This is a genomic window from Enterococcus montenegrensis, from assembly GCF_029983095.1.
Classification (GTDB): Bacteria; Bacillota; Bacilli; order Lactobacillales; family Enterococcaceae; genus Enterococcus_C; species Enterococcus_C montenegrensis.
Genome location: NZ_CP120467.1, coordinates 343,836 through 354,217, shown reverse-complemented (window position 1 = coordinate 354,217; position 10,382 = coordinate 343,836). Strand labels below are relative to the sequence as shown.

Genomic DNA, 10,382 nt, shown 5'->3' with positions numbered 1-10,382 from the left:
TCACCTACACTTTCACTTTCAAAGTTTTCATGTAAATAAGACTTGCTATTGCTCCAATTACTAAGAGAACTAAGGAAATAGCCGTTCCATATCCTAATTGATAACTCACAAATGCTTGTTTATACATAAATACAGGCAAAGTAGCCGTGCTTACCCCAGGGCCACCACCAGTCATTGTATAAATCAAGGTAAATACGCCTAAAGTCTGTAAGGTTACCAACATCAAGTTTGTTGCAATTGTACCTTTTACCATTGGAATTGTAATTTTGGTCACAATTTTCCAGCGTGAAGCACCATCCATAATAGCTGCTTCTTCTACTTCTTTTGGAATATCATCTAACGCCGATTGAAAGACCATCATTGAAAAAGCAGTGCCTCGCCAAATATTTGCAATAATTACACTAGCCATCGGAAAAGTGAACAACCATGCTATTGGCTCGATATTTAATAATCCCAATACCCAATTGGCTGTGCCACTTTCACTAAGAAATGCCACCCAACAAAATGAGACAACAACCTCTGGCGTGACCCAAGCAGCAATAATAATCAAACCAATTACTCTTCGAAACGTTTTATTTTTTTCTCGCATTAAAAAGGCAATCAGAAATCCTAAAAAGCATTGGCCTAATACTGCTGAAAAAAATACAAAAATGATTGTATTCCAGACACTAGTTCGAAACTCTGGATCTTGAAACATGCGTGTAAAGTTTTCAAAACCAATAAATTGCAATTGACTTGCTTCAGCACCTGTTAACGCTAGATTTGTAAAAGAAAAAATAAAAGTTAAAATCATCGGACCAATAAAGAAGATTAACAACAAAACCCAACTTGGTAATAAAAAGAAAATTGACTTCAAGTTATCAGATAGTGGTTTTCTTTTATTTTCATGTTTTGATGGTTCAATTAATCCGTTTTCCATATTTTTCACCTACTTAAGTAAAAGGCGGCTGTAAAGCCGCCCATATATTATTTTTTAATATTCTCTTCTCCTACAATCCGTGTCACATTGGTTGCATAGTCTTTTGCTGCTTGTTCTGGCGTTTTTGAACCTGTCGCCACAGATTCCACCATGTTTTGAATTTCGACAGATACGTTTGGATACTTATCGTCAGCTGGACGGAAATGCGCATTCTTTAAGAAACTAGTAGCTTCAGCAATGAACGGTTGATCTTTGTATTCTGGTAATTCAGCGGAATCATCACGTACTGTTAAATTCCCTTCTGCAATTGCACGCTTGGCTTGTTCTTCTTTACCACCTAATGCTTGTATAACTTTCCATGATGCTTCTTTATTTTTAGCTTTTGCAGGAATTGCCCATGTCCAACCACCAGACATTGTAGTAGTTCCTGGTGCATCGCCATTTTGGGTTGGCATAGCAGCAAATCCAAAACGCTCGGTCATGTTTTCAACTGGAGTTGCTCCTGATTCAGTCCAATTTCCCTGACTCCAGAATCCATCCAAAAGCATAGCTACCTCATCTTTAGGAAATTTTTCTTGGAACATTACTGAACCGTAGTTACTATTAATAGCAATTGATAAGGATGGTCCTAATTTTTTCTGATTATAAATTTCATCAATAAAGTTTAATGAGTCCAAAATACCTTGGCTATTCACGTCCCATTTTCGGGTTTCTGAATCAAATAATTGGTCTTTTGTTCCATATAACAACATTTCAAAAGTTTGCATAGAAACAGACTCACCGTTTGCTTTTGCTACTCCCATACCAAAAGGAATTACTTTTGGTTGCGTCTCTTTCACTTTTTCTGCTGCAGCTACAATATCTTCCCATGTTTTTGGTTGCCAGTCTTCAGGTAAACCCGCTTTTTTAAATACATTTTTATTAAACCAAATTCCTCTGGAGTCTGATGTTCCTGGAATAGCATATAATTTACCATCTTGAGCAATAGATCCTGCTTTCAAATTCTCAGTATAATTACTCCAATCGTCCCATTTTGCTACGTAGTCATCTAAAGCTGTCAAATAGCCGGCATTGGCATCCGAGTTTAGCATGAAAGAATCCTCTGCAACAATATCTGGAGCAGTACTCTCTGATTGCATCGATAAAGCAACTTTAGAAAAATAATCACCCTCACTTGCAGTAATAGAAGATGGCGTCACTTTAATATCTGGATTATCTTTTTCAAATTTCGGAATAAATTCTTCTTCTAAAAATTTCTGCATCTTATCATGATCCCCGGTATTGCGCCAAGTAATTTTAATTTCTGTTTTTCCATCTTTACTGGCAGAACTTTCCTTTGCATCATTTCCACATCCAACAACTAAAAACGGAACTACTAATAAAGAAGTAAACAAAGCGATTTTTTTCATTTTTGAGTTTTTCAATTTCCTAACCTCACTTCAGCTATTATTTAACTAATCCATCACTAAACAATTAATTCCGGCCGCAATCAATTGTAAGCACTTACAATATTACTTAAGTATTCAAAAAGCTCAATCATTTAAAAAAATAATTATCATCAAAATTTGCATTCAATCATAAATTTTGATGATAAAATCATTTTTTGGTGATTGGACTCCAATCTCATCACAAAAAAAGCTGTAAAAATCATTACTGATTTTTACAGCTTTTACTACTTCGATTAAAAATTGAACTTTAAAAGAGTCATTAACTTTTTTTCTTATTGTACGTCAATCTTTACGTTTACAGTTTGAAGTGGTACGTCATAAAATGGATCTTCACGGCGTCCTAAGAAATCTTTTGCTTGTTGTGGGAAGACAGCGTAACTTAACACGTCTTCGATTGATTTTGCGTACTCTTTGATTTCTTCTTCAAAACCTGGTAATTGTGGTGCTAGTAAATCTGCAGGACGTTTTGTGATAACTGGTTCATCCCCGATAATTTTTTCTTTGATATCTTCTTTAATAGCAACTGGTGGTTTACCGTATAGGCCACGAACATAATCTTTGATTTCGTTTGGTACCATTTTGTAGCGTTCACCAGCCAAAATATTCATTAATGCTTGCGTACCGACCATTTGTGATAGTGGTGTTACAAGTGGTGGGAAACCTAAATCTGCCCGCACTTTTGGCACTTCAGCTAAAACTTCATCATACTTATCTGCATTGCCTTGTTCAGTCAATTGACTTAATAAGTTAGATAACATACCACCGGGAACTTGATAAATTAAAGTTTTTGGCTCTGTATCTTTTACTTTAGGATTTAGTATTCCTTCATTGCGGAAGTGATCGCGAATTGGATTGAAATAATTTGCGATTTCTTCCAATTTATCCATTTTAAGACCGGTATCAAAACCAAGACCTGATAAAGCGATAGCAACAGATTCTGTCGCCGGTTGGCTCGTCCCACCTGAAAATGATGAAATTGCAGTATCGATAATATCCGCTCCAGCTTCTGCTACCTTTAAGTAGGTCATTTCTGAGATTCCACTGGTTGCATGGGTATGAACTTCCAATGGTAAAGCAATACTATCTTTAATGCGGCTCACCAATTCAAAACCAGTCGCAGGAGTTAAAACTCCTGCCATATCTTTAATACAGATTGAATCTGCACCTAGTTCTGCCATTTCTTTGGCTAAAGAAACAAAATAATCGACGGTATGAAAATCGCTAGTTGTGTAAGAAATCGCTGTTTGACAATGACCGCCAGCTTCTTTACATGCTTCAATTGAAGTTCGTAAATTACGGGTATCATTTAAAGCGTCAAAAACCCGCACGATATCGATTCCATTTTCAACAGATTTCATGACGAATTCACGTACAACGTCATCTGCATAATTTTTGTAGCCGAGTAGATTTTGACCACGTAATAGCATTTGTAATTTCGTATTTTTGACTTCTTGGCGGATTTTGCGCAATCTTTCCCACGGGTCTTCATTTAAAAACCGTAGACAAGAATCAAATGTTGCGCCTCCCCACATCTCCAATGAATGAAAGCCAGCTTCATCCATCGTTTTGATGATTGGTAACATATCTTCAGTGGACATCCGCGTTGCGATTTGACTTTGTTGGCCGTCTCGCAAAACTGTTTCCATAAAGCGAATTTGTTTGGTCATCTCCCTACTCCTTTCTATCTTCTATTATACTTGCAATTTTTGCTTGCATTTCTTCAATTGTATGCGTTCTAGCCCGACCACAAACCTTGGCGTCTTTATTGCAAATGAGGCATTTTCTAGCAGGAAAGCCTAAATCTTGCCGACTAATTGACTGCATTTTACCATCTTTTAGCCACAAAACATCTAAATCAACCAAGCGGCCTTGTGGGTGTTTTTCTTCGATTTCAATCATTTTTCGTTTTAACAGCTCCGGGGATATCTCTGCTAAAAGTAAAAACTCCAAACCAGTTTTACGGGAAAAATAATTTGTTTCAATGATAAAGAAATCTTTTAATTCTTTGCGAACTGTCTCGACCAAAGTGATAAATGTTTTTTCCAAAGCCGGCGTATTTTTAACCGGCCCTGGAATATTCATTGTTGCTGAAAGCAAGCTTGCGTTAGCACATTTTTTTAAAAGTTCATGTTGTAATGCAACTCTTTGTTCACGAGCAGCTAACATTTCGGATAGCGCAACAGTTTCACCTTGAAAATAATTAGACATTTTTGACCACATCGATGATTGAGCCATCGCGGTATTCAATTAAAGCTACGACTTTATCGCCGTATTGAATTGGTTGCGGTTCTCCTACGATGCTATATGCTTTTTCTTTTAATTCTTCAATCGTAAATTGTGGTACATCTAGTTTTTTGAAGTGTTCAATCAAGTCTTGGCGCGCTGGATTGATAGCAATCCCAACTTCTGTTACCACGACATCAATACTTGAACCTGGCGTAACAACCGTATTTACTTGATCGACAATTGTTGCAATCCGACCACGAATAATCGGTGCAATAACCAAGCTCATTTTGCAAGCCATTGAAGTATCTGAGTGTCCCCCTGAAGCGCCACGGATAACCCCATCAGAACCTGTAATAACATTTACATTAAAGTTTGTATCAATTTCTAAAGCAGATAAAATTGCTGTATCAAGTTGATTAATCACAGCACCTTTACTTAATGGTGAAGCATACATATTAGCATCAATTTCATAGTGATTTGCATTTTTGCCTAATGAAATAGCAGAAGGATGATCAAAATCTTGCACATCGATAATTTTTTCCACAAGTCCTTCTTCTAATAGTTCCACCATCGCATTGGTGATTCCACCTAAAGCAAAGCTGGCTTTAATACCATCTTTAATCATTGCTTCGCGCATAAAACGTGAAACCGCTAAAGCTGCGCCACCTGTACCTGTTTGGAAAGAAAAACCTTCTTTGTAATAAGGTGAATTTGTAATCACTTTTGCTGCATATTCGGCAATTAATAATTCTTTTGGATTTTTAGTAAAACGGGTTGCACCTTTTGCAATTCCGTTTGGATCGCCAATGGCGTCTACTTCTACTACATAATCAACATCTGTTTGAGGAATGCTGATTGGTGTATTTGGATAAGGCATTAAAGTATCGGTAATGATAACGACTTGATCAGCATATTTAGCATCAATCATAGCATAGCCTAAAGAACCACACGTTGCTTTACCAACCGTACCATTGGCATTGCCGTATTCATCTGAACTTGGCGCGCCTAAAAAGGCAACGTCAATGTGGACATCTCCTGTGGCAATCGCCCGGGCACGCCCACCGTGGGAACGAATCACAACCGGGTTTTCCATAATTCCTTCTGAGATGGCTGCGCCGACTTTGTCCCGCAAACCACTTGACGTAATATTGGTGACCACGCCGTTTTTAATATGATCAATTAATGGTGCATGAACATTGGCAATAGAACTTGGTGCAATGGATAAATTTTTAATCCCCATTTTAGCAATTTCTTCTAAAACCATATTCATAACAAAGTCACCTTCACGGAAATGATGGTGGAATGAAATTGTCATGCCGTCTTTTAAGCCCGTTTTTTCAATCGCTTCACGAATACTCCCTAATAGTTTCGTGTCTCTTGGTTTAACAGGTTTAATCTTACGACTTGATTCTTGGTATTCTTTGATATTTGCTAATTCACCTTCAAAAACACCATATTGTTCAGCAAATTGTGTTGGAATTTCGCGACCTAATTTATTTGTTGTCATTTTAAATATCCTCCTCGGAAATCAACTTGGCAGCTTTTGCTAAAGCAATGACACGTTCTGCCCGTTCCACGATAGGTTTATCTACCATTTTTCCGTTAACTGAAATAACGCCAGATCCTTTGGCTTCGGCTTCTCTGATTCCCCAAATTACTTCTTTTGCGTTTTGAATTTCTTTTTCAGTCGGTGCATATACTTTATTGACAAGTGGAATTTGGCGCGGATTAATCACTGATTTTCCATCAAAACCAAGTTGTTTAATCATTTCAACTTCTTTTAAGAAACCTGCTTCATTATCGACATCTGAATAAACTGTATCGATTGCGGCAATGCCGGCTGCTCTTGCAGAATGAAGAATGAAACTACGGGCAAAGAACAATTCTTGTCCATCTGGATAGCGGCGCGTCTTCATGTTGGTTACATAGTCTTCTGCACCAAGGGCAATCCCGATTAAGCGAGTAGATGCTTTCGCAATTTCCCGGGCATTTAAGACGCCTTCAGCTGATTCAATCGCTGCCATCATTTTAGTAGTCCCAACGACAATTCCATTTGCTTCTTCTACTTTTGTAATTTCAACATCCACATCCACAATATCTTGTGCTGTTTCAGTTTTTGGCAAACGGATAACATTGACGCCAGCTAAGACCATTGCAGCAATATCTTGTGCACCTACTGTATCCAAACTGTTAATTCGGACTACGGTTTCCACACCGCTGTAATCAAATGTTTTTAAAGCAAAGTGAACCAAAGTCCGAGCTGAGTCTTTTTCTTTTAAAGAAACAGCATCTTCTAAGTCAAACATAATTGAATCAGCACCATATAAAGGCGCATCTCTCAACATTGCGGCATTAGCACCAGGTACAAACATCATCGTTCTTCTTAAGCGTTCCATGAGTCGATCTCCTTCCAGTCGTATTCTGCGACTTCACTCGCACGGTAAACCGCGGTCAATGTCCGCGCTTGAATGGTACAATCCAATGCACCTTTGTCGACTGCTGTTATCTTAGCAGCTGTTACATCCAAGCGTTTTAATGTGTTTTCAATCAAATCACGAATTTCTTGTCCATATTGTTTCTCAACACTACTATCTAACGCAATTGCAATTTTTTCTTCTTGGTTTGGAGCGACAGTAACCATAATGTCACTTGACTCCACAGTACCAGCTACTGCACTTTTTTTGATTTCCACAATTTTCACCTCAAATTTTATTTTTCTCTTTCAAGTAAGCTAAAACAGTGTCCGGAACGAAGGATTGGACAAGTGGCTCATTGTGATCTTGGAGTGCTTGTCGTACTTTGGTTGCGCTGACGATTTCACCTTCAATTGCCAAACGAGGCAAGATAGTCAGTGACAGATCCGGACGAAATACTTCTTTCATCGCTTCATTGTAAACATTGGTTACTTTTGAATAAGGTTCCTCTCCAACAAAGCGCTTTTTAATATGCAATACAGGTGCGATACGTTCTTTAAAAAGGGTTGCATCTAAACGGGCTTGAACGCTAGCAACATTTAACTCGGCACGATCTTTTAAGAAATAGGCTGGGAATGTTAAAGATGACACCATATAATCTCTGGCCGGTAAAACCGTCACATCTTCAAACTCTTTTAAGCCGTTTTTAACTAAAGCGAAGCGTTCAGGACTGGAAAATTCTGATTTTTCTTCTGAGACAACAAAAACATAGACATGATCACAAACTTTACGTGCTTGTTCCACCAAGTATTTATGGCCTAAGGTAAACGGATTAGCATTCATCACGATACTACCGTTTTCACCTGGATGATCAAAACGAGCAATATAATTTAAATAGTCGTCAAAACTAGGTTCTCCTTGTTCCATAAACAATACTTCTTTAGTATTCATGATTTTTTTGAATCCTAAAGAACGAAAAATAACTTCTTTATCCGGTGCAGTGTAAACAAAGTAGTGAAAAATATCCTCTTCATGCAAGCGTTCAATTAAATGAACAATAATTTGTGTCAACAAGTTTTCAGATTGATATCTTTTGCATACTAATAAATACTTAATGATATTGTCTGACAGAGATCCGGTCGCTATTAATTCTTCACCATCATAAATTCCTACAGTATACGTCGCATCTTCAGCAGGGTGCAGCCCACCGGCTTGTAAAAATTCACTCCACTGATTATGGTCTTTTACATCTTGGATCAACCAGAGCCTTTTTAGTGTTAACATCTTTTCTCACCCGATTATTTTTTTATTTTGGCGGAAATAATTTCGCCAATAATTGTGAGGCTGCGTAAATGATTAAGATTACGACAAAAACGCCGCCCCAACCAAAACCTAATAGTTCAAACGCAATTTTTAAATCTTCAAACATGGTTATCCTCCTTTTGTTATCAAGCTATTCAACCTGTAATTATTATGTTAATAGCGCTAATAACAGGCCGCCTGCGATAACAGAAGCAATCTGACCTGAAACGTTGGCACCAGCTGCATGCATCAAAATAAAGTTTTGCGGATCTTCTTCTGTCGCCATTTTTTGAATAACACGACTTGACATTGGGAATGCAGAAATACCAGCAGCACCAATCATAGGGTTTACTTTTTCTTTTCTAAACAAGTTCAACACTTTGGCAAACAACACACCACCGACAGAGTCCATCACAAATGCGACTAAACCTAACCCGATAACGATTAATGTATCTACTTTTAAGAAATCGTTGGCTTGCATTTTTACTGAAATTGTTAAACCAAGTAAGATACTTACCAAGTTAACCAATTCGTTTTGTGCGGAAACTGACAAACGATCTAAAACACCACATTCTCTTAACAAGTTACCAAACATTAAGAAACCTACTAATGGCAATGACACTGGCGCAATCAAACCTGCTACGATCGTAATAACGATTGGGAATAAAATTTTTGCTGTTTGTGATACCGCCCCAGCATGATAGGTCATGCGGATTTGACGTTCTTTTTTCGTTGTAACAGCTTTAATGGCTACTGGTTGGATAATTGGTACCAAGGCCATGTATGAGTAAGCCGCTACCATAATTGCCCCCATATATTTTGAGTTCAATGTGTTCGCCACAAAGATTGAAGTCGGACCGTCTGCGGCACCGATAATCCCGATTGAAGCAGCATCATTAATATCAAAGCCAAGTAAAACGGCTACGATAACAGTAAAGAAAATACCAAATTGGGCAGCTGCACCGAATAATAGCAAGAACGGATTTTGTAATAATGGCCCAAAATCGATCATGGCACCAATCCCGATAAATAATAGTAGTGGGAATAATTCTGTACTGATTCCGGCATCAAATAATACTTGGAAAGGACCAGCTTCGCCACCGGCTTGTAAAACACCTGAATTTGGGAAGTTCACTAAAATTGTTCCCAGACCCATTGGCACCAATAATGTTGGTTCGTATTCTTTTTTAATCCCTAGGTACATCAACAAGCCGCCGATTAGCATCATGACAATTCTTCCCGGCTCTTGTCCCATACCGATAATTCCTTCTAAAAGAGTTTCCACTTAATTCACTTCCTATATCAAATTTTCATTTCTAATCGATCAAATTAACCAATTGTAATTAACGCTTCACCAGGGTTAACCATTTGGCCTTGTGTCACATGAATTCCTGTTACTGTACCAGCTTTTGGTGCAACAACTTCATTTTCCATTTTCATCGCTTCTAAAATCATAACTGGTTGATTTTCTTTGACTTCATCGCCAACGTTTACTAAAATTTTCAAAATTGTTCCTGGCATTGGAGCTGTCATTGCATCTGCACTTGCTGGTGTTGTAGCGGCAGTTGCTTGTGGCGCTTCTTCTTTTGGCGCTGCTGCAGGAGCTGTTTGAACTGGTGCAGCTGCTTGTGGTGCTGGTGCTGCTGCCGGCTGTGGAACGCCGCCAATTTCTTCCATTTCTACTAAATACTCTGTTCCATCAATTGCAATTTTGAATTTACGTAACATAATCATTCTCCTCTTTCATAGATAGTTTTATTTTTTCATGATTTTCTTGACCGTCAATTGACTGTCTTCTTGTTCACCTGCAGCAATACTCGCTGAGATAATGGATACGAGCTTGGCCTCAGGATTGCGTTCTAAGATTCGTTTCACGACAAACTGGCTATCTGACTGTTCACCGGCCATAATTGCGGAGGCAATAACGCTAACAAGTTCATAATTTTTTGGATCTGTTTCAATATAAGCGGGTACTTCCTGCCATGGTGATGTAGGTTGTTTCTCTACTGCAGAAGGTGAGATAGGTTGCGCTTCTTCGGTTTTCTTTTGACGGAAAAAATCCCATAATCCCAT

The 10,382-nt window shown here is 38.2% G+C and carries 12 protein-coding genes; all 12 read right to left on the bottom strand.

What is annotated here, in order from left to right; genetic code table 11:
- Window positions 1–4 precede the first annotated feature (4 nt).
- The 12 genes from P3T75_RS01690 to P3T75_RS01635 all read right to left on the bottom strand — a co-directional run bounded on the left by P3T75_RS01690 (window position 5) and on the right by P3T75_RS01635 (window position 10,382).
- Entirely contained in the window at window positions 5–919 is a 915-nt protein-coding gene (locus P3T75_RS01690; RefSeq protein WP_206903416.1) for a carbohydrate ABC transporter permease, read from the bottom strand.
- A gap of 47 nt (window positions 920–966) precedes the next feature.
- A complete protein-coding gene (locus P3T75_RS01685) occupies window positions 967–2,328 on the bottom strand; it encodes an extracellular solute-binding protein (protein WP_282462044.1) in 1,362 nt (453 codons plus the stop codon).
- Between the two features lie 311 nt (window positions 2,329–2,639).
- Complete coding sequence (locus tag P3T75_RS01680) at window positions 2,640–4,034, bottom strand: oxaloacetate decarboxylase subunit alpha (RefSeq protein ID WP_206903415.1); 1,395 nt, start codon at window positions 4,032–4,034, stop codon at window positions 2,640–2,642.
- Window positions 4,035–4,038: 4 nt separating this feature from the next.
- Window positions 4,039–4,575 (bottom strand): citrate lyase holo-[acyl-carrier protein] synthase, encoded by a 537-nt coding sequence (gene citX / locus P3T75_RS01675; protein ID WP_206903414.1) that lies wholly within the window; start codon window positions 4,573–4,575, stop codon window positions 4,039–4,041.
- Complete coding sequence (gene citF, locus P3T75_RS01670) at window positions 4,568–6,100, bottom strand: citrate lyase subunit alpha (RefSeq protein ID WP_282462043.1); 1,533 nt, start codon at window positions 6,098–6,100, stop codon at window positions 4,568–4,570. Before citF ends, citX begins: the two co-directional genes overlap by 8 nt.
- A 1-nt stretch (window position 6,101) precedes the next feature.
- The gene (citE, locus tag P3T75_RS01665; RefSeq protein ID WP_282462042.1) at window positions 6,102–6,989 is read right to left on the bottom strand and encodes a citrate (pro-3S)-lyase subunit beta; all 888 of its coding nucleotides are present in this window, start codon (window positions 6,987–6,989) and stop codon (window positions 6,102–6,104) included.
- Window positions 6,977–7,285 (bottom strand): citrate lyase acyl carrier protein, encoded by a 309-nt coding sequence (citD, locus tag P3T75_RS01660; RefSeq protein WP_282462041.1) that lies wholly within the window; start codon window positions 7,283–7,285, stop codon window positions 6,977–6,979. Before citD ends, citE begins: the two co-directional genes overlap by 13 nt.
- Before the next feature lie 10 nt (window positions 7,286–7,295).
- Window positions 7,296–8,291, bottom strand: coding sequence for a [citrate (pro-3S)-lyase] ligase (gene citC / locus P3T75_RS01655; protein ID WP_206903410.1), 996 nt, complete (start codon window positions 8,289–8,291; stop codon window positions 7,296–7,298).
- A 22-nt stretch (window positions 8,292–8,313) separates the two neighbouring features.
- A complete protein-coding gene (locus tag P3T75_RS01650) occupies window positions 8,314–8,436 on the bottom strand; it encodes an OadG-related small transporter subunit (RefSeq protein WP_095006513.1) in 123 nt (40 codons plus the stop codon).
- Between the two features lie 42 nt (window positions 8,437–8,478).
- Complete coding sequence (locus P3T75_RS01645; RefSeq protein ID WP_282462040.1) at window positions 8,479–9,594, bottom strand: sodium ion-translocating decarboxylase subunit beta; 1,116 nt, start codon at window positions 9,592–9,594, stop codon at window positions 8,479–8,481.
- Window positions 9,595–9,638: 44 nt separating this feature from the next.
- The gene (locus tag P3T75_RS01640) at window positions 9,639–10,037 is read right to left on the bottom strand and encodes an acetyl-CoA carboxylase biotin carboxyl carrier protein subunit (RefSeq protein WP_282462039.1); all 399 of its coding nucleotides are present in this window, start codon (window positions 10,035–10,037) and stop codon (window positions 9,639–9,641) included.
- 27 nt (window positions 10,038–10,064) lie between these two features.
- Window positions 10,065–10,382, bottom strand: coding sequence for a hypothetical protein (locus P3T75_RS01635; protein ID WP_206903407.1), 318 nt, complete (start codon window positions 10,380–10,382; stop codon window positions 10,065–10,067).